17 protein-coding genes are annotated in these 16,396 nt (G+C 65.6%); 11 read left to right on the top strand and 6 right to left on the bottom strand.

Annotated features, from left to right (window positions below; all coding sequences use genetic code 11):
• The first annotated feature begins 68 nt into the window (after positions 1 to 68).
• Complete coding sequence (locus J2X92_RS10800) at positions 69 to 1,976, top strand: sensor histidine kinase (RefSeq protein ID WP_307575579.1); 1,908 nt, start codon at positions 69 to 71, stop codon at positions 1,974 to 1,976.
• Between the two features lie 10 nt (positions 1,977 to 1,986).
• Here J2X92_RS10800 and J2X92_RS10805 read toward each other — a convergent pair whose 3' ends face one another.
• The 3 genes from J2X92_RS10805 to J2X92_RS10815 all read right to left on the bottom strand — a co-directional run bounded on the left by J2X92_RS10805 (position 1,987) and on the right by J2X92_RS10815 (position 3,462).
• Complete coding sequence (locus tag J2X92_RS10805) at positions 1,987 to 2,367, bottom strand: GFA family protein (protein ID WP_307575770.1); 381 nt, start codon at positions 2,365 to 2,367, stop codon at positions 1,987 to 1,989.
• 156 nt (positions 2,368 to 2,523) lie between these two features.
• A complete protein-coding gene (locus J2X92_RS10810) occupies positions 2,524 to 2,703 on the bottom strand; it encodes a hypothetical protein (RefSeq protein WP_307575580.1) in 180 nt (59 codons plus the stop codon).
• 45 nt (positions 2,704 to 2,748) lie between these two features.
• Positions 2,749 to 3,462: a YebC/PmpR family DNA-binding transcriptional regulator gene (locus J2X92_RS10815; protein ID WP_307575581.1), complete on the bottom strand. Its 714-nt coding sequence runs from the start codon at positions 3,460 to 3,462 to the stop codon at positions 2,749 to 2,751.
• A gap of 194 nt (positions 3,463 to 3,656) precedes the next feature.
• On the opposite strand from J2X92_RS10815, the gene J2X92_RS10820 reads away from it, so the two are divergent.
• Together J2X92_RS10820 and J2X92_RS10825 are read left to right on the top strand one after the other, a co-directional pair.
• Positions 3,657 to 4,523 carry an isocitrate lyase/PEP mutase family protein gene (locus J2X92_RS10820; RefSeq protein ID WP_307575583.1) on the top strand — a complete coding sequence of 289 codons (867 nt, stop codon included), beginning with the start codon at positions 3,657 to 3,659 and terminating at the stop codon, positions 4,521 to 4,523.
• 278 nt (positions 4,524 to 4,801) lie between these two features.
• The gene (locus J2X92_RS10825; RefSeq protein WP_307575585.1) at positions 4,802 to 5,182 is read left to right on the top strand and encodes a helicase SNF2; all 381 of its coding nucleotides are present in this window, start codon (positions 4,802 to 4,804) and stop codon (positions 5,180 to 5,182) included.
• Positions 5,183 to 5,257: 75 nt separating this feature from the next.
• Here J2X92_RS10825 and J2X92_RS10830 read toward each other — a convergent pair whose 3' ends face one another.
• Positions 5,258 to 6,265: a hypothetical protein gene (locus J2X92_RS10830; protein ID WP_307575586.1), complete on the bottom strand. Its 1,008-nt coding sequence runs from the start codon at positions 6,263 to 6,265 to the stop codon at positions 5,258 to 5,260.
• A 213-nt stretch (positions 6,266 to 6,478) separates the two neighbouring features.
• On the opposite strand from J2X92_RS10830, the gene J2X92_RS10835 reads away from it, so the two are divergent.
• From J2X92_RS10835 to mnmA, 3 genes are all read left to right on the top strand, one after another.
• Entirely contained in the window at positions 6,479 to 6,661 is a 183-nt protein-coding gene (locus tag J2X92_RS10835; RefSeq protein WP_373424827.1) for a DUF6891 domain-containing protein, read from the top strand.
• A gap of 69 nt (positions 6,662 to 6,730) precedes the next feature.
• Positions 6,731 to 7,717 (top strand): LLM class flavin-dependent oxidoreductase, encoded by a 987-nt coding sequence (locus J2X92_RS10840; protein WP_307575591.1) that lies wholly within the window; start codon positions 6,731 to 6,733, stop codon positions 7,715 to 7,717.
• A gap of 49 nt (positions 7,718 to 7,766) precedes the next feature.
• Positions 7,767 to 8,888, top strand: coding sequence for a tRNA 2-thiouridine(34) synthase MnmA (gene mnmA, locus J2X92_RS10845; protein ID WP_307575593.1), 1,122 nt, complete (start codon positions 7,767 to 7,769; stop codon positions 8,886 to 8,888).
• A 27-nt stretch (positions 8,889 to 8,915) separates the two neighbouring features.
• Here mnmA and J2X92_RS10850 read toward each other — a convergent pair whose 3' ends face one another.
• A complete protein-coding gene (locus J2X92_RS10850; protein ID WP_307575595.1) occupies positions 8,916 to 9,398 on the bottom strand; it encodes an NUDIX hydrolase in 483 nt (160 codons plus the stop codon).
• Positions 9,399 to 9,529: 131 nt separating this feature from the next.
• Entirely contained in the window at positions 9,530 to 10,237 is a 708-nt protein-coding gene (locus J2X92_RS10855) for a response regulator transcription factor (RefSeq protein ID WP_307575598.1), read from the bottom strand.
• 388 nt (positions 10,238 to 10,625) lie between these two features.
• Here J2X92_RS10855 and J2X92_RS10860 point away from each other — a divergent pair, with 388 nt between their 5' ends.
• The 5 genes from J2X92_RS10860 to J2X92_RS10880 all read left to right on the top strand — a co-directional run bounded on the left by J2X92_RS10860 (position 10,626) and on the right by J2X92_RS10880 (position 16,395).
• Positions 10,626 to 11,768, top strand: a complete 1,143-nt coding sequence (locus tag J2X92_RS10860; protein WP_307575599.1) for a Re/Si-specific NAD(P)(+) transhydrogenase subunit alpha — start codon at positions 10,626 to 10,628, stop codon at positions 11,766 to 11,768.
• Between the two features lie 38 nt (positions 11,769 to 11,806).
• Positions 11,807 to 12,136, top strand: a complete 330-nt coding sequence (locus J2X92_RS10865) for an NAD(P) transhydrogenase subunit alpha (protein ID WP_093024363.1) — start codon at positions 11,807 to 11,809, stop codon at positions 12,134 to 12,136.
• Positions 12,133 to 13,560, top strand: coding sequence for an NAD(P)(+) transhydrogenase (Re/Si-specific) subunit beta (locus J2X92_RS10870; protein WP_307575602.1), 1,428 nt, complete (start codon positions 12,133 to 12,135; stop codon positions 13,558 to 13,560). Before J2X92_RS10865 ends, J2X92_RS10870 begins: the two co-directional genes overlap by 4 nt.
• A 100-nt stretch (positions 13,561 to 13,660) precedes the next feature.
• Positions 13,661 to 15,340, top strand: coding sequence for a long-chain-fatty-acid--CoA ligase (locus J2X92_RS10875; protein ID WP_307575603.1), 1,680 nt, complete (start codon positions 13,661 to 13,663; stop codon positions 15,338 to 15,340).
• A gap of 50 nt (positions 15,341 to 15,390) precedes the next feature.
• Positions 15,391 to 16,395 carry an ABC transporter permease subunit gene (locus tag J2X92_RS10880; RefSeq protein WP_307575604.1) on the top strand — a complete coding sequence of 335 codons (1,005 nt, stop codon included), beginning with the start codon at positions 15,391 to 15,393 and terminating at the stop codon, positions 16,393 to 16,395.
• Position 16,396 lies beyond the last annotated feature (1 nt).

Consider the following 16,396-nt stretch of genomic DNA (forward strand, 5'->3'; position numbering starts at 1 on the left):
GTCGGCTGCACGCGCGGCTGCTAGAGCACGTCTCCAGCTCTCGCCTGACCTCTTTCTGGGCGAGCGGGATGCTTCTTGTTTCCGTGGCGCTGCTGGTGGCCATGGTGGTCTTCTTTGCCGCGCCCGGCGTCGGAGAAGAGCCCTCGGCCATCCACATGACGCATGCCGACTGGCAGGTGGAAGAAGCACCGGGCTTCCGCGAACTGCCGCTCGCCGTGCAAAGCGAAGCCTTGCCGGCCACCTGGCAAACCGTCGAGCTGCCCCTGGCCCCGCCCATCGCCCTGCTGCGCCAGGCTGGCGGCAGCGCATCGGCGGGCCCGACCCGCATCACCTGGCTGCGGCTTTCGCCGCGCGACTTGCCCGGCACTTCGGCGCCGCTCGCCTTGTATGGCGCGCGGATCAAGACGGACGGCACCATTGCCGTCTATGCCAACGGGCGGTTGGTTCATCGCGCGCAGGTGCAGGGTCCGTTGTGGAACAGCACCCGCACGCCGTTGTGGATATTGCTGAACAAGACGCCCGACGGCGAGCCGCTGCGCGAGATCCTCCTGCGGATGGAGCACACGCGAGGCGCGCAGGTGGCGGTTTCATCGCTCTGGCTGGGGCCCGCCAACGCGCTCGAAGGGCGCTATCGAATGCGCCAGTGGCTCCAGCAGGACCTGCCGGGCATGCTCAGTACCGCCTTCATGGCCGTGGGCTTGTTCTCGCTCTTCGTGTGGTTCAGGCGCAGCCACGAGACGGGCTACCTGCTGTTCTTCAACCTGGCGACCACGTCCTTCCTGCGGAGCCTGCATTTCTATGTCGGCGTTCCGGTTGCCAACGACTGGTTCGCCTGGCTGACGGTCAACTCCCTGTTCTGGCTGGTGGCGGTGGTGCACTTCGCGCTGCGCCAGCTGCATGGCCGTCCGCTCAGGGGGCTGAGCTTCGCGGTGGTGGGTTGGACGGCGCTGATCGGCGTGCTGACACTGCCGGGGCTGGCCATATTGAGAAACACGCCGCAGGTCACACCGTTGATCTACATCGGCGCGGCATCGATGGGCGTGGCCGTGGCGCTGGTCGGCGGCGTCAGTGCCTGGCGCCGCTCCGGCGAAGGGCGGCTGGTGGCGGTCGGCATCGGCGTGTGCGTGCTGCTGGGCGTGTCCGACTGGTTGCTGCAGAACAACTTCATCAGCCCCGAAGGCTGGTACCTTGGCGCCTATACCAATGCGGTCACCTTCAGCGTCTTTGGGGTGCTGATGTACCGGCGCTACGTGAGCGCCATTGCAGAGGTCGAGCGTGTCAACGCCAGCCTGGCGCAGCGCCTGCAGGCCCGCGAGGCCGAACTCGAACTCAGCCACCAGCGGCTGCGCGAGGTCGAAAGGCTGCAGACCATCAGCGACGAGCGCCAGCGCCTGATGCAGGACATGCACGACGGACTCGGCTCCTCGCTGATCAGCGCCATCCGCTCGGTGGAGCGCGGCGGCATGAGCGGCGACAGTGTTTCGGAGTTGCTCAAGGGCTGCTTGGACGACCTGAAGCTGACCATCGATTCGATGGAGCCGCTCGAAGACGACCTGTTGCTGCTGCTCGCGACGCTACGCTATCGGCTCGGGCCGCGTCTCGAGAGTTCGGGTGTCGCCTTGCGGTGGAACGTGCAGGAGCTTCCGGCACTGGACTGGCTCGACCCCACGAGCGCGCTGCAGATCCTGCGCATCGTCCAGGAGAGCATCGCCAACGTGCTGCGCCATACCCGCGCCACCGAGATCCGGGTGGGCACCGTGGCGCAGGCGTCGGGTGTGCGCGTGACCATCGAGGACAACGGCCAGGGCTTCGATGTGGACAAGGCCATGGCCACCGCCGGCGGGCGAGGCATGCAGAACCAGCTGCGGCGGGCGCAGGCCATCGGTGGCGCGGTCTCGTGGCGCTCGGGGCCGGCGGGCACGCTGTTCACGCTGTGGCTGCCGCTGAAGCGCGAGCGGCGGGCGGCGCGGGCATAGGACTCGCGGTTCAGCCGACGTCCGCGTGCTCCTCATATTGGGGCAGGCCGTCCGTGATCGTGAACCAGGGCGCCTTCGAGCCGACGAAAATGTGCGCGCTCGGGCGGATGGACGGGTCGTCGACCAGCGTGCCCAGGGTCACGTGCACGAAGCGGCCGTCGCGCACCACGGAGTACAGCAGCGAGCCGCAGCGGCGGCAATGGATGTCGCCCGCATTTTCATTGCCGAAAACGAGCAGCTGGTCCTGGCCCTCTTCGAGGGTCAGCTTGTGCCGCTCTATGCCGGCGAAGGGCTTGAAGGCCGAGCCGGTGGTGCGCCTGCAGTTCGAGCAGTGGCAGTTCAGCGCGTAGGCGAATTCGTCGGCCACGGTGTAGCGTACGGCGCCGCACATGCATTGGCCAGGGAGTGCGCGGGTGCTTGCCTTCTCGAACACGTCGGAATCGATTTGTGCGCCTGAACTCACTTCGTTTTTGCACGCAGGAACTGACGCCCCAAAATGCCTCCGATCCAGGCGCCTCCGACGGAGATGGCGTAAATCGCTCGATCGTCAAGAGACACGATTTTTCTCAAATTCATCGTGCCCGGCGACGAGGAAGAAGCCAAAAATGGCTCCGACACCGCTGTAGACGCGGGCATCCATTGCCTCGGTCGTCTTTCGATATCCGGCCGAATGCCCCACTGCTTCATGGATGAGAGTCGTGCTGCACTGGATGCAGCGCACGTCCATGGCCGAGTTCAGATGGTTGCAAACGGGGCACTGCACGGGAGGCCCTCAGCCCGCAAGGCCCACGAACACGTTCTGCACGTCGTCGTTGGCGTCGATGGCGGCCAGGAACACTTCGACTTCTTCCAGGTGCTCGGCGCTCAGGCTGGCCGGATCGACCGGGTTCTTCGGCTTGTAGCCCAGCTTGGCCGACAGCACCGTGAAGCCCTGGGCCGGCAGCGCGCGGCTCACGAGGTCCAGGTCGGTGGGGTCGGTCAGGAACATGGTGGCGCCGCTTTCGCCGGCCGGCTCGAAGTCTTGCGCGCCCGCCTCGATGGCAGCCACTTCGGCATCAGCGCCCGGGTTCGAGGGCTCGGCTTCGATCATGCCGACGTGGTCGAAATCCCATGACACCGAGCCCGAGGTGCCCAGCTGGCCCTTGCGGAACAGAACGCGCATTTCAGGCGCGGTGCGGTTCACGTTGTCCGTCAGGCATTCGACCATCACAGGCACCTGGTGCGGCGCAAAACCTTCGTAGATCACGTGTTCGAAGTGCACTGCCTCGCCGGTGAGCCCGGCGCCTTTTTTGATGGCGCGGTCCAGGGTGTCCTTGGGCATCGAGACCTTGCGGGCCTGCTCCACGACCAGTCGCAGGCGTGCATTCGAGGCCGGATCGGCACCGCTGCGCGCGGCGACCATGATTTCCTTGGCCAGTTTTCCGAACAGGCGGCCCTTGGCGTTGGCGGCCAGATCCTTGTGTTTTGCTTTCCACTGTGCGCCCATGGCGGATGTTCCTTGTGTTGGGTATGCGGTGTCCAGCCTCGCTTGGCGCCGGGCCGAAGGGCTGATGACCGGTTTGGGGCAGCTACTGTAGCCGGAGCGCATGCGGACAGCAGTTTTTTCCAAGTCCCGGAGGCCAGGCGTACCTAGGCTTGGCACGTCTCATCGTCCACAACCTGTTCTTCAGACACGCAGCCATGTCCTCCATCGACTCACGACAACAGCAAGACGCCGCAGAACTCTTTCATCGGCTGCACGCCGGCCCGCGCCCCTTGGTGCTGGTGAACGCGTGGGACGCAGTCAGCGCCCGCATGGTCGAGCGCGCGGGCGCGCAAGCCATCGGTACCACCAGCGCCGGCATGGCCTGGTCCATGGGCTATGCCGACGGCGAGCGCATGCCGGTGGACGAACTGCTCGCGGCCTGCGCGCGCATTTGCCGCGTGGCGAGCGTTCCGGTCACCGTCGACATCGAACGCGGTTTTGGCGACAGCACGCAGGCCGTGTGCGATGTCGTGCGCTCGCTCGTCGACATGGGCGTGGCGGGCATCAACATCGAAGACGGCACGCTGCCGGGCACGCGCCAACTTGCGCCGCCCGAAATACTCTGCGAGCGCATCCAGGCGCTGCGCAAGATCGATGCGCGGCTGTTCATCAATGCGCGCACCGACACCTACTTCGTCGCCAACGACGATCCCGCGGCGCGCTACCAGGACACGCTGCGGCGCGCGCGGCTCTACGCGTCGGCGGGCGCCGACGGCATCTTCGTGCCGGGCATGGCAAGCCTGGAGGAGATCGCCGGCCTTGCGGACGCGGTGCCGCTGCCCCTGAACGTGTATGCCGGCCACGCCAAGGCGCCATCGGTCGACGTTCTCGCGGGTGCCGGCGCGCGGCGCATCAGCCTGGGCTGCGGGCCCCTGCAGGCTGCACTTGGCGTGCTCGGCCGCATTGCCGCCGAAGCGTTCGACAGCGGCAGCACCAACAACAACGGCGGCTTTCGCGCCATGGCCGCCGAGATGATCCCGGCCGGCGAGATCAACGGGCTTTTTGCGGGCGTGCGTCGCTGAGGCGCGGCTGCCTTCTTTCGCGGCGACCGCAGCAAGGCAGCGTTTGCGCGGTCCAGGAACGAGCGATTGTTTCCGTTCCGTGAACGCCGCGGTTCTTTTTGATGAGGGTTTTTACTTAGATGACGGCGCACAATTCATCTCACAGACCGGCCCCCAAGCCGATCTGGGTGAACAGGGCCCCGAGCGAGGTGGCCGCCCCCCAAGAGGGACGGTGACCCACCCAAGACCGGTTCGAAATCATCCAAAGTCAAAACTGAACTGAATTGAAGGAAATCAAAATGACCGCCTCGAAGATCCTCTCCGCCGTTGCTGTTGCCCTCATGGCCGTTGCCGGCGCCGCCCACGCCGAAACCTATGAAGGTGTGCACTCACTGACGGCTGCCGCGAGCCGCGCTGAAGTGGCCAGCCAAGCCGTGGTTGCCGCGCACAGCGCCAACCCCTATGCCACCGGCGCCAATGCAGGCCCGGCCCAAGTGTTCGTTTCGTCGACCAGCCGTGATGCGGTCCGCGCCGACGCCGTGGCCGCTGCCCGCTCTGCCGACCCGTACGCCGAAGGTGCTTCAGCTCACGTCGCACCCATCGTTGCCGGCACGGTGGACCGTGCCACGGTGCGCGCCGCAGCCCGCGCCGCTGCTCGCGGTGACGCACTGCCGCTGTAATCCGATCGGTCCTGGCGCTCTGAGAGTGCCAGCCCTCGAAAAGGCCGGCCCTGCGAAAGTGGGGGCGGCCTTTTTTTATTTGTCCATTGCCCGCGCAGGCAGCAATCGGAGGCGCGCGACGAAGAAGGGCACGCCGTCTCCCTCTGCCGGGTCGTGCAGCTCGACCGACCACTGCGCCGACGCGTCCTGGCTCGCATCGCCCGGCGCGGCGTGCGCACAAAGCTCGCCGGCAAAGCACACCCGGCCTGCGCGCGCGGTCTGATCCCAGGGCATCATGGTTTCGTCGCAGCATTCGTCCACCCATGTCCAGCCGCCGTCGGGGTCGCTGCGAACCGATTGCCGCATCAGCCGCGCGCCGATGCGTTCCGGCACTGCCGTGCGCTCGCCGGCCTGCGGTGCGGGCACGGTGCCCAGCAGCCGCAGTTCGAGCGGTTCGCCGACCCGAAAGCCTTCGCCGCGCTCCAGCGATAGGTCTTGCAGCGCGATGCGCACCCCGCGGCGCTCGCGCAGCGTCGTCACGACGAAGACCACCGTCAATACCGAGAAGATGCCAAACACCGGCAGGCCGACCGCCAGCCAGAGCCACTGCCACCCGCCGGCCAGTGCCCAGGTGATGGCGTTGAACCCGAAGAGCACAAAGAAAACCAGCACGGCCAGCGCGACCAGCCACGCGATCCAGTCGCCGGCCGACCGGCGCACGCGTTCCGTGACGGGCGGTGCGCCCGAGGTCCATTCGGCCGGACGCACCTCTGCCAGCGGAGCCGCGCCGGCCATGCGCGGGTCGGGCCACGGCGACCAGAAATCCGCTGGCGTGTTGTCGAGAGAGATGTGTTGGAGATCGGTCCAGGCGGGCAGGTAGGCAGTGGCTGTTTCTTCGCCTTCCACTTCCAGCGCGGTGCCTTCGAAACCGCGCGGGTACACGCCGGACGCCCGGTGGTGCCGCCGTTTGTGTAGGTCGACGATCAAGGTGCTGCCGCCGACTTCCACGGCCTGATAGCGGCCGTCGGACGAGACAAGGCCATAGCTTGGCGAGTGTCCGGACAGATGGGCAATCAACGCGACGGACGGATGAAGCCGGGCCATGTGGAGTGAAGGAGGAGAGAGGCGCCGAGCATACCTATCCACCCGGTAGACCCCCCGTGGCTGAATTGCCACGGGGGCAAATGCTTTCGCATTGCAAACCAGCGACGGTTCCCTTCGGCGGGCGCCGGGTTTCACTACAGCCCGTTGCGATGTATCTGCTGCTGCAGGGCCTGAATCGACCGTGGCTTTGATGGGCGCCCGGGCCGCCTGCACCTGGCGTTCAGCGGCGGCATGATCCCTGAAATCGAGCAGCGCGAGGCGAACACCGTCTTGGTCGGACAGCGCATCGTCGAGCTGATGCGCGCGGCCGGCTTCGGTGCGCAATGGAGCGGCAACACCGACGAGCGCATCGAGGCCCACCTGAGCCGGTGGCGCAAGCGAAGCCCGTCGGCGTGAGCGCCGCCTAGCAGAGCACGCAATAGCCTGCACCAGCAAGGACCGCCGGATCGCGCGATCATCCGGCCCATGATTCCGTTCTCGATCCTCGACCTCTCCCCGATCACCGAAGGCAGCGACGCCGCGCAGTCGTTCCGCAACTCGCTCTCGCTCGCGCAGCACGGAGAGAAGCTGGGCTACCGGCGCTACTGGCTGGCCGAGCACCACGGGATGCCGGGTATCGCCAGCGCAGCCACCGCGGTGCTGCTTGCCTACGTTGGCGCCGGCACGTCGACGATCCGGATTGGCGCCGGCGGCGTGATGCTGCCCAATCATTCGCCGCTGGTGATCGCGGAACAGTTCGGCACGCTGGAGTCGCTGTACCCGGGGCGCATCGACCTCGGCCTGGGCCGCGCGCCCGGCTCCGACCAGCGCACCGCGCGCGCCTTGCGCCGCAATCTCGAATCCGATGCCGACCAGTTTCCGCAGGACGTGGTCGAGCTGATGGACTTCATGTCCAGGACGCCGCAGCAACCCGTGCGCGCGGTGCCTGGCGCGGGGCTCGAGGTGCCGGTGTGGATTCTGGGCTCGAGCACCTTCGGCGCGCAGTTGGCCGCGCACCTGGGCTTGCCCTACGCCTTTGCCTCGCACTTTGCGCCGCAGCAGCTCATGCAGGCGATCCAGATCTACCGCGAGACCTTCAAGCCATCGGCGCAACTGCAGAAACCGCACGTGATGCTGGGCTTCAACGTGTTCGTGGCCGACACCGACGAAGAGGCGGAATTTCGCGCCACATCATGGCAGCAGGCCTTCGTGAACCTGCGCAGCGGCCGGCCCGGGCGCTTGCCGCCGCCCGTGGAAGGGTATCGGCAGAAAGTGGGCCCGGCGGAGAACGCGCTGCTCGATTCGGTGCTCTCCTGTTCGGCTGTGGGTTCGCCAGCCAGGGTGCGCGAAGGCGTGCAGGCCTTCATTGAACGCACGGGCGCCGACGAGCTGATGATCACTTCGCAGGTGTTCGACCACGTGGCGCGGCTGCGCTCCTACGAACTGCTGGCCGGGTTGCGCGGCCAAGGCTGATTCCCCCACGCCGCCGGGCCTGGCGCGGGGCTGGGACAATGGCGGGCTTATGGCAGCAGCAAAGCAACGGATCGTGGTGGGACTGAGCGGCGGGGTCGATTCCGCCGTGACGGCGCACCTGCTCAAGCAGCAGGGGCACGAGGTGGTCGGCATCTTCATGAAGAACTGGGAAGATGACGACGACAGCGAATACTGCTCGTCGAACATCGACTTCGTGGACGCGGCCGCCGTAGCCGACGTGCTGGGCATCGAGATCGAGCACGTCAACTTCGCGTCCGACTACAAGGACCGCGTGTTCGCCGAGTTCCTGCGCGAGTACAAGGCCGGCCGCACGCCCAACCCGGATGTGCTGTGCAATGCCGAGATCAAGTTCAAGGCCTTTCTCGACCATGCGATGCGCCTGGGTGCCGAGAAGATCGCGACCGGCCACTACGCCCGCGTGCGGCTGAACGAAGCCACGGGCAAGCACGAACTGCTCAAGGGGCTCGATCCGTCCAAGGACCAGAGCTACTTCCTGCACCGGCTGAATCAGGCGCAGCTTTCGAAGACGCTGTTTCCCGTCGGCGAGCTGCACAAGACCGAGGTGCGCCGCATCGCGGAAGAAATCGGCCTGCCCAATGCGAAGAAGAAGGACTCGACCGGCATCTGCTTCATCGGCGAGCGGCCGTTCCGCGAGTTCCTCAACCGCTACATCTCGAAGGAACCGGGGCCGATCAGGGACGACCGCGGCCGCAAGCTTGGCGAGCACCAGGGCCTGAGCTTCTACACGCTGGGCCAGCGGCAGGGGCTGGGCATTGGCGGCGTCAAGGAGAAGGGCGCGCAGCGCGGCTCGGGCGACCATTCGCCATGGTTCGTGGCGCGCAAGGACGTCGAGAAGAACACGCTGTGGGTGGTGCAAGGGCATGACCACCCTTGGCTGCTGTCGTCCGCGCTGACCGCAGGGGACGCGAGCTGGGTCTCGGGCGAGGCGCCCGCGCCGGGCGGCTACGGGTCCAAGGCGCGCTACCGGCAGGCCGATGCGGCCTGCCAGATGTACGAGATGGAGGACGAGGCCTATGCCGCGGGGATCTTCGGCCTGCGCTTCGGCGAACCCCAATGGGCGGTCACGCCGGGACAATCGGCCGTGCTTTATGACGGCGAGCGCTGCCTCGGCGGCGGGGTCATCGTCTGACCACCTGAAACCGGTCCGCGGCAGCCGTCAGCGCACCGAGTCGTGGACGTGGATCAGATCGAGCGGGTAGCGCCGGCCGGCCAGATGGTCTTCGACGGACTGCAGCAGCAGCGGACTGCGATGCCGCGGCACGCTGGCGCGGATTTCGTCGGCGCTCATCCAGACGGTGCGCACGATGCCTTCGTCGAGGACGCGCCCGGTTTCCTGGGGACCAAGAATGCCGGCAAAGGCAAAGCGCATGTAGATCACATCGTCTTCGTTCCTGCCCGTCCGATGGCTCGAGCGGGCCATGTAGATGCCGATCAGCGCGGTGGGCGTGAAGGCGTGGGCGGTTTCCTCGAGCGTTTCGCGGGCACACCCTTCGATGGGCGATTCACCGGGGTCGAGGTGTCCCGCCGGCGTGTTGAGCCTGAGGCCCTGGGCCGTGAGCTCTTCGACCAGCAGGAACTTGCCGTCCTGCTCGATCACCGCGGCCACGGTGACGTTGGGTTTCCAGCGGAATTTCGTCATATGTCGCGCGGCCAAGTGGAAAGAGAGCGATTGGAGACAGTATCGCTCGATAGATTCCCCAGCTGTCGGTCCCGGCCTCTCAGGCCGCGCCGGGCGACGCGCGACTGCGCCGTCCTTTTGCTGTCTCGCGTTTAACGCGAAAGGCTTTCCGTCAGCATATTTGCCTCGACGGCTTCCAGCCGGTAGCCCAGCCCGTAGATGGCCAGCAGCAGAAATCCGCTTTCGGGGCGCAGGCCCAGCTTGGTTCGGAGGCGGGAAACGTGAGTGTCCAGCGACCGCGAGAGGGCTTCGACGCCGACGCCCCACACGGCCTCGTGCAAGTGCTCGCGCGAGAGCATGCGGCCGAGGTTCTGGAACAGGAACAAGGCCAGTTCGTACTCGCGGTTCTTCAGTTCGACCCTGACGCCCCTGACCTTGAGGGTGCGCGCCTGCGGGTAGAAGTGGTAATTGCCGAACACAAGTTCCGCATCGTGCTGGGACGGATAGGACCGGCGCAACAGCGCATTGACGCGGGCCTGGAGCTCGTTGGCTCGAACGGGATTGGTCATGAAGTCGTCGGCGCCGGCGTTGAGCCCATCGACCGCATCGGCATCTCCGCGCGGATCGGTGACGAAAAGAATCGGTAAGCGGCTCCTGAGTTCGTTGCGTACCGACCTCACCACGTCGATGCCCGGGATGTCGGGCAAACGCCAATCCAGGATGAGGAGATCGAAGGTCTGCCGGCGCAAGTCCTGCAAAAGGATTCGCCCTTCGGTGTACGGGTGGCATTCGTGTCCAAACCCCGCCATGGCGTGGCTGAGAGCCTGGTCGGCCTCGTGATCAAGTACCGCAATACGCAATTCCGTGCCCCTTCATGTTGACAGCTTCTGCGCGCCGCCGAATAAAAGGAAGTCTATCGATCTACCCGCATGCCAAGGCCGTGGCGCACGCAATAAATGCACGATATCGACGATATTCGGAGAAATTGAGCGCACTTGGCGACAAATGAAAAATAATTGACATTCTTTGGGCGCGCCGAGACCAGAGCGATCAAGCGCATAAAGCGCCGCCTCGCGCGGCAGGCGCGGTCCAGATTTGGCCGCTCGCTAGCATTTATGTAGCTGCAAATGCAATGACGACGGTCATCAGGAGGCGAATCGACATGCAGATTTAGGCGACAGTGGCGCCTGTAATCTTGCTGTAAGCTCTGCCCGCGTTCCGTATTGCCCTTGCCCTGAGGAGATCTCTATGCTGATAGGCGTGCCTGCCGAGACGACGGCCGGCGAAACCCGTGTGGCCGTTACGCCCGAGACGGTGAAAAAACTTGTCGCCACGGGGCACGCGGTTCGCGTGCAGTCGGGGGCGGGGATTGCGGCCAGCGTCACCGATGCCGCCTACCAGGCCGCCGGTGCCGAGATCGTCGACGGGGCAGGCGCCTTCGGAGCCGACATGGTGCTCAAGGTGCGCACGCCCAGCGAGGGGGAAACCGCACTCATGAAGCCGGGCACCGTGGTCATCGGCATGCTCAACCCCTTCGATGCCTCCGGCCTGCAGCGTCTGGCCGGTGCCGGTCTCACGGCGTTTGCGCTCGAAGCCGCGCCGCGCACCACCCGCGCCCAAAGCATGGACGTGCTCTCATCGCAGGCCAACATCGCCGGCTACAAGGCCGTGATGATCGCGGCCGACAAGTACCAGCGCTTCTTCCCGATGCTGATGACCGCCGCCGGCACCGTGAAGGCGGCGCGCGTGGTCATCCTGGGCGTCGGCGTGGCGGGCCTGCAGGCCATTGCCACCGCCAAGCGCCTGGGCGCCGTCATCGAAGCGTCCGACGTGCGCCCGAGCGTCAAGGAGCAGATCGAATCGCTCGGCGGCAAGTTCATCGAGGTGTCCTACGACACCGACGAAGAAAAAGAAGCCGCGGTCGGCGTCGGCGGCTACGCCAAGCCCATGCCCGCCAGCTGGCTCGCGCGCCAGCAGGTCGAGGTGGCCAAGCGTGTGGCGCTGGCCGACATCGTCATCAGCACCGCGCTCATCCCGGGACGTGCCGCACCCACGCTCATCACCGAGGACATGGTCAAGGCCATGAAGCCTGGCTCGGTGATCGTCGACATCGCGGCCGGCAAGGGGCCCGACGTGAACGGAGAGATGAAGGGCGGCAACTGCCCCTTGTCGGAAGCCGACAAGACCGTGGTGAAGCATGGCGTGACCATCGTGGGCGAGACCAACCTCGCGGCGCTGGTGGCGGCCGACGCGTCGGCGCTCTATGCGCGCAACGTGCTCGACTTCCTCAAGCTCATCGTCACCAAGGAGGGCGGCCTGAAGATCGACCTCGAGGACGACATCGTCGCTGCCTGCCGCGTCGCGCACGACGGCCAGGTCACGAAGAAATAAGCCGCCACCCCCTGGCACTCACGCGAGGAGAAGAAATCATGGATCCCGTTTCCCACACCGTCATCAACCTCATCATCTTCGTGCTGGCCATCTACGTGGGCTACCACGTGGTGTGGACCGTCACGCCGGCGCTGCACACGCCGCTGATGGCCGTGACCAACGCCATCTCGGCCATCGTGATCGTGGGCGCCATGCTGGCGGCCGCGCTCACCGAAACCACCCTGGGCAAGACCATGGGCGTGCTCGCGGTCGCCCTGGCGGCGGTGAACATCTTCGGCGGCTTCCTGGTCACGCGGCGCATGCTCGAGATGTTCAAGAAAAAAGAGAAAAAGGCCGCACCCAAGGCTGAAGCGGGAGCCGCCCAATGAGCATGAACGTCGTCACGCTGCTCTACCTGGTTGCCAGCGTCTGCTTCATCCAGGCCCTGAAGGGTCTGTCCCATCCGACCACCTCCATCCGCGGCAACCTCTTCGGCATGGCCGGCATGGCCATCGCGATGGTGACCACCGGCGCGCTGATCTACAACATCTCCGGCGGCCACCTCACGGGGCTGGCCTGGGTGCTGCTGGGCCTGGTGGCGGGCGGCGGCTACGGCGCCTACCGCGCCAAGACGGTCGAGATGACCAAGATGCCCGAGCTGGTGGCCTTCTTTCACAGCATGATCGGCCTGGCGGCGGTGTTCATCGCGGTGGCGGCCGTGGTCGAACCCGCGGCCATGCTCGAAGGCATCGCCAAGGGCGCGCCCATTCCCGCCGGCAACCGGCTGGAGCTGTTCCTGGGTGCGGCCATCGGCGCCATCACCTTCAGCGGCTCCGTGATCGCCTTCGGCAAGCTCTCGGGCACCTACAAGTTCCGCCTGTTCCAGGGCGCGCCGGTGCAGTTCGCGGGCCAGCACATGCTGAACCTGGTGCTCGGCTTGGCCATGATCGGCCTCGGGCTGGTGTTCATGTTCACCGAAAGCTGGCCGGCCTTCTTCGCGATGCTGGCACTGGCCTTCGTGATGGGCGTGCTCATCATCATCCCGATCGGCGGCGCCGACATGCCGGTGGTGGTGTCGATGCTCAACAGCTACTCGGGCTGGGCGGCCGCGGGCATCGGCTTCAGCCTGAACAACGCGATGCTGATCGTGGCCGGTTCGCTGGTGGGTTCTTCGGGCGCGATCCTGAGCTACATCATGTGCAAGGCCATGAACCGCTCGTTCTTCAACGTGATCCTGGGCGGCTTCGGCGGCGAGGCGGTCACTGCCGCCGGCGGCGCCAAGGAGCAGCGCCCGGTCAAGAGCGGCAGCGCCGACGACGCGGCCTTCGTGCTGGGCAATGCCGAGACGGTGGTCATCGTGCCGGGCTACGGCCTGGCGGTGGCGCGCGCGCAGCATGCGGTGAAGGAACTCGCCGAAAAGCTCACGCACAAGGGCATCACCGTGAAGTACGCGATCCACCCGGTGGCCGGGCGCATGCCGGGCCACATGAACGTGCTCCTGGCCGAGGCCGAGGTGCCCTACGACCAGGTGTTCGAGATGGAAGACATCAACGGCGAGTTCGGCCAGGCCGACGTGGCGATCATCCTGGGCGCCAACGACGTGGTGAACCCCGCCGCGCTCACCAAGGGCAGCCCGATCTACGGCATGCCGATCCTGGAGGCCTACAAGGCCAAGACGGTGATCGTGAACAAGCGCTCCATGGCGGCGGGCTATGCGGGCCTGGACAACGAGCTGTTCTACATGGACAAGACGATGATGGTCTTTGGGGATGCGAAGAAAGTAGTGGAAGATATGGGCAAGGCCATCGAATAGGCAGAAGGTCAGTGCCCGCGCACCGCGGGCCGGATCATCGCGGCGCCATCACGTGCGCCGTTTTCGTTTTCAGATAACTCGATTTGGAGGAGACACATCCATGACCGATCGTCCCTGGCTCGGCAGCTACCCGAAAGGCGTGCCTGCCGATATCGATCCTTCCCAATATCCGTCGCTGGTGGCGCTCATGGAAGAGAGCTTCACCAAGTACGCCGACCGCACGGCCTACAGCTTCATGGGCAAGGATGTGAGCTACAGGGAAACCGACAAGCTCAGCAAGGCCTTCGCGGCGTACCTGCAAGGGCTGGGCCTATCCAAGGGCGATCGCGTGGCGGTGATGATGCCCAACTGTCCGCAGTACCCGATCGCGGTTGCAGCCATCCTCCGGGCTGGCCTGATCCTGGTGAACGTGAACCCGCTGTACACGCCGCGCGAGCTCGAGCACCAGCTCAAGGACTCGGGTGCGAAGGCCATCGTCATCATGGAGAACTTCGGCACCACGCTGCAGCAGTGCATCGGGTCCACGCCAATCAGGCACATCGTGCTCGCTGCAATGGGCGACCGGCTCGGCCTCTTGAAAGGCGCGCTCGTCAACTACGTGGTGCGCAACGTCAAGAAGCTGGTGCCCCACTACAGCCTGCCGGGCGCGGTGCGCTTCAACGATGCGCTCGATCAGGGCAAGAGCCGTACGTTCCAGCTGCCGGTCATCGGTCCCGACGACGTGGCCGTGCTGCAGTACACCGGCGGCACCACTGGCGTGTCGAAGGGTGCGGTGCTGCTGCATCGCAACGTGATCGCGAACGTGCTGCAGTCCGAGGCGTGGAACGAGCCCGTCATGGCGAAGGTGCCGGAGGGCGAACAGCCAACGAGCGTCTGCGCGCTGCCGCTGTATCACATCTTCGCGTTCACGGTCGGCATGATGCTGAACATGCGCACGGGCGGCAAGCTGATCCTGATCCCGAATCCGCGCGACCTGGCGGGCGTGCTCAAGGAACTCTCAAAGCACACGATCCACAGCTTTCCCGCGGTCAACACGCTGTTCAACGGGTTGGCGAACCATCCTGATTTCAATACCGTCAACTGGCAGAACCTCAAGGTGTCGGTCGGCGGCGGCATGGCCGTGCAGGCCGCGGTTGCCAAGCTCTGGCTCGAGAAAACCGGCTGCCCGATCTGCGAGGGCTACGGCCTTTCCGAAACTTCGCCCTCGGCCACCTGCAATCCGACCGACAGCAAGGCCTACACCGGCACCATCGGTCTGCCGCTGCCGAGCACCTGGCTCAAGCTGCTCGACGACGACGGCCGCGAAGTGCCGCCGGGCCAGGCTGGCGAGATCGCGATCAAGGGCCCTCAGGTAATGGCAGGCTACTGGCAGCGGCCCGACGAGACCGCCAAGGTCATGACCCCTGACGGCTACTTCAAGACCGGCGACATTGGCGTGGTCGACGAGCGCGGCTATTTCAAGGTGGTCGACCGCAAGAAGGACATGATCCTGGTGTCGGGCTTCAACGTGTACCCGAACGAGGTCGAAGACGTGGTGGCGCAGGTTCCGGGCGTGCTCGAATGCGCGGCCGTGGGCGTGAGCGACGAGAAGACGGGCGAGGCCGTCAAGCTCGTGATCGTCAAGAAGGACCCGTCGCTGACCGAGGCTCAGGTGCGCGAATACTGCAGAGCAAACCTTACGGGTTACAAGCAGCCGCGAACCATCGAGTTCCGTACCGATCTGCCGAAGACCCCGGTGGGCAAGATCCTCCGTCGCGAACTGCGGGACGCCAAGAAGTAAGGGTTCGGCCCGGGTAGGGCCGCGGCACCGATCTTGCATATTGCGGATCGATGCTTCGCTTCCTACTCACCCGGGTGAGCTTGCTGGTGCCGACCTTCATCGGCATGACGCTGCTTGCCTTCTTTCTCATCCGGCTGGTGCCGGGTGACCCGATCGAGACCATGGCCGGCGAGCGTGGGATCGACCCCGCGCGCCATGCGCAGCTGCGCACGGCCTACGGCTTCGACAAGCCGGTGATCGTGCAGTACGGCATCTACATCGGCCGCGTGCTGCATGGCGACCTGGGCAAGTCGATCATCACGCAGGAGTCGGTGGCCAACGAATTCCTCGCGCTGTTTCCCGCCACGGTCGAGCTTGGCGTGTGTGCAATTCTCTTTGCACTGCTGCTGGGCCTCCCGGCGGGCATTCTCGCGGCGGTGCGGCGCAATTCCATCTTCGACCATGGCGTGATGGCCACCTCGCTCACCGGCTATTCGATGCCGATCTTCTGGTGGGGGCTGCTGCTGATCCTGTTATTCTCGGTGCAGCTGGGCTGGACGCCAGTGTCGGGACGCATCGCGGTGCAGTATTTCGTCGAGCCCGAGACCGGCTTTCTGCTGATCGATGCATTGCGCGCCGGCGATGTCGATGCGTTCTGGTCGGCCCTGCACCACCTGATTCTTCCAGCCATTGTGCTCGGCACAGTGCCTCTCGCGGTCATCGCGCGCATGACGCGCTCGGCCATGCTCGAAGTGCTGGGCGAAGACTACATTCGCACCGCGCGCGCCAAGGGCCTCTCGCGTTTTCGCGTGGTGGCGCTGCATGCGCTGCGCAACGCACTGATCCCCGTGGTCACGGTCATCGGGCTGCAGGTGGGCGTGCTTTTCACGGGCGCCATCCTCACCGAAACCATCTTCTCGTGGCCCGGGGTGGGCAAGTGGCTCATCGAAGCCATCGGGAGGCGCGACTACCCGGTGCTGCAGGGCGGCATGCTGCTGCTGGGGGGCATCGTGATGCTGGTGAACCTGCTGGTCGATGTGACCTACGGCATCATCAATCCGCGGATCAGGCGCTAGA

This window comes from Variovorax paradoxus, from assembly GCF_030811855.1.
GTDB classification, from domain to species: Bacteria; Pseudomonadota; Gammaproteobacteria; order Burkholderiales; family Burkholderiaceae_C; genus Variovorax; species Variovorax paradoxus_L.

Bases quoted from the DNA above. Each gene is read 5' to 3' on its own strand.
- J2X92_RS10875 (WP_307575603.1), top strand. From the start codon at position 13,661: ATGACCGATCGTCCCTGGCTCGGCAGCTACCCGAAAGGCGTGCCTGCC.
- J2X92_RS10860 (WP_307575599.1), top strand. From the start codon at position 10,626: ATGCTGATAGGCGTGCCTGCCGAGACGACGGCCGGCGAAACCCGTGTG.
- J2X92_RS10810 (WP_307575580.1), bottom strand. From the start codon at position 2,703: ATGGACGTGCGCTGCATCCAGTGCAGCACGACTCTCATCCATGAAGCA.
- J2X92_RS10850 (WP_307575595.1), bottom strand. From the start codon at position 9,398: ATGACGAAATTCCGCTGGAAACCCAACGTCACCGTGGCCGCGGTGATC.
- J2X92_RS10830 (WP_307575586.1), bottom strand. From the start codon at position 6,265: ATGGCCCGGCTTCATCCGTCCGTCGCGTTGATTGCCCATCTGTCCGGA.
- J2X92_RS10815 (WP_307575581.1), bottom strand. From the start codon at position 3,462: ATGGGCGCACAGTGGAAAGCAAAACACAAGGATCTGGCCGCCAACGCC.
- J2X92_RS10800 (WP_307575579.1), top strand. From the start codon at position 69: ATGCTTCTTGTTTCCGTGGCGCTGCTGGTGGCCATGGTGGTCTTCTTT.
- J2X92_RS10825 (WP_307575585.1), top strand. From the start codon at position 4,802: ATGACCGCCTCGAAGATCCTCTCCGCCGTTGCTGTTGCCCTCATGGCC.
- J2X92_RS10805 (WP_307575770.1), bottom strand. From the start codon at position 2,367: ATGTGCGGCGCCGTACGCTACACCGTGGCCGACGAATTCGCCTACGCG.
- J2X92_RS10870 (WP_307575602.1), top strand. From the start codon at position 12,133: ATGAGCATGAACGTCGTCACGCTGCTCTACCTGGTTGCCAGCGTCTGC.
- J2X92_RS10820 (WP_307575583.1), top strand. From the start codon at position 3,657: ATGTCCTCCATCGACTCACGACAACAGCAAGACGCCGCAGAACTCTTT.
- J2X92_RS10840 (WP_307575591.1), top strand. From the start codon at position 6,731: ATGATTCCGTTCTCGATCCTCGACCTCTCCCCGATCACCGAAGGCAGC.
- J2X92_RS10865 (WP_093024363.1), top strand. From the start codon at position 11,807: ATGGATCCCGTTTCCCACACCGTCATCAACCTCATCATCTTCGTGCTG.
- mnmA (WP_307575593.1), top strand. From the start codon at position 7,767: ATGGCAGCAGCAAAGCAACGGATCGTGGTGGGACTGAGCGGCGGGGTC.
- J2X92_RS10880 (WP_307575604.1), top strand. From the start codon at position 15,391: ATGCTTCGCTTCCTACTCACCCGGGTGAGCTTGCTGGTGCCGACCTTC.